The organism is Rodentibacter genomosp. 1, assembly GCF_001999285.1.
Classification (GTDB): Bacteria; Pseudomonadota; Gammaproteobacteria; order Enterobacterales; family Pasteurellaceae; genus Rodentibacter.
This window is the reverse complement of sequence record NZ_MLHN01000048.1, coordinates 1-1294: the sequence shown is the minus strand read 5'-3', so window position 1 is coordinate 1294 and position 1294 is coordinate 1. Positions and strand designations below refer to the sequence as shown.

Annotated in this window: 3 protein-coding genes; all 3 read right to left on the bottom strand. The window is 35.9% G+C overall.

The features are described from left to right. Positions 1-481, bottom strand: a 481-nt coding sequence (locus tag BKK54_RS11535) for a hypothetical protein (protein WP_077543204.1), incomplete at its 3' end; no start/stop codon positions are given. A gap of 3 nt (positions 482-484) precedes the next feature. Then, positions 485-712: a DUF551 domain-containing protein gene (locus BKK54_RS11530; RefSeq protein ID WP_077543203.1), complete on the bottom strand. Its 228-nt coding sequence runs from the start codon at positions 710-712 to the stop codon at positions 485-487. Beyond that, the gene (locus tag BKK54_RS11525) at positions 705-1217 is read right to left on the bottom strand and encodes a MazG-like family protein (protein WP_077543202.1); all 513 of its coding nucleotides are present in this window, start codon (positions 1215-1217) and stop codon (positions 705-707) included. The genes BKK54_RS11530 and BKK54_RS11525 overlap by 8 nt, the downstream gene beginning before the upstream one ends. Between the last annotated feature and the right edge of the window lie 77 nt (positions 1218-1294).

Below are 1294 nucleotides of genomic sequence, written 5' to 3'. Positions count from 1 at the left end.
CAAATTCACGGATTGGTTTTGGTAAAGCATCCGCATTTGATTTTACTGGTTCAGATTCTTTCCACATGAATGCATTTTCTTGTAAAAAAGGGATATCATCTCTAAAAATTCTATCCAATTCCCCGTCCTCATTAATTGAATAATAAATTAAGCTATTTTCTACTTTTTTAGCTGCAAATCGTTTTTCGTGTGAAACTTTAAAAGGTTCTCCATTTAACACCTTTTCTAAATCAAATGGTTCTGGTTTGTCTTGCCATAAGCCAATAATATCATCTCGGTCTTCGCCATTTCTATAATAAGACACAAATGTGTCATAAGCATCAATGGCTTCCTTGATACTCCCATTTTCATTGTAAATAACCCAAGTATGAAAAACCTCATCTTCGCCTTCACGTACGCCTAAATATTTAGCTTTATACCCTTCACGTGTAATACCATAAGCACCATTCTTTAGTGCCTCAATTTCTTTTTCGCTTAACATAATTTAATCCTCGTCTTTTGGATAGCCCGGCAATAAATGCCAGTGAGTAACTTTCATTTCTACACTGTCTGATGTGAGAAATTCCTCTCCATTGAAATAACCAACAAATCTAAATTTATGGCTGCTGAAAACTTCACTTCCATATAAAAGCAGTGATTCTGATGTTCCGTCGTCATCTAATTCAGGCAATCTATCCTCAACACTAATCCAACCGTTGTTTTCTTTAGTCATTTTGCAAATCCTCCTCTTTAACAAACACCCCATCAATCATTTTGCCTTTCCTGTCTTTGATTTGGTTGTAGGCGTGCTGAACACACTCTCGAATATCTATATAATTAAGATTAGCTATATTCTGTAATGCCTCAACAGAATTGTGGATGTCCCAATCCATAGGTAGCCAGCCTCCTTTGTAACATGCTGAAAAATGACTAATCGCAATCATCATTGCGTCATCAATATGCTTTGATTTGTAAAGATAATTCGGTATTAGCATATTTTGGTTAAAATCATTCTCTGGATTAACCGACTTCCTGCGGTATTGAGCATTTAATATGACCAGCACAACAAAACAATCCCCAATACTATCCTTAATCACTTCCGGCTTATTCTTCACCACGCCACTGCATAGCTCGCCAAATTCTTCCATCAGTTTTAGCATTTGCTTTTGTGGTGTAGAGCCTTCAATCAAATTTCTCTCTTCCGCCCATTGTTCGATTTTTTCAATTAACTCTTTCATTTCCTTTCTCCAAAATAAAACCGCTCATAAGAGCGGTTTTATTAATTATTCTCTGATTTTTTCACCACCAAATTCAT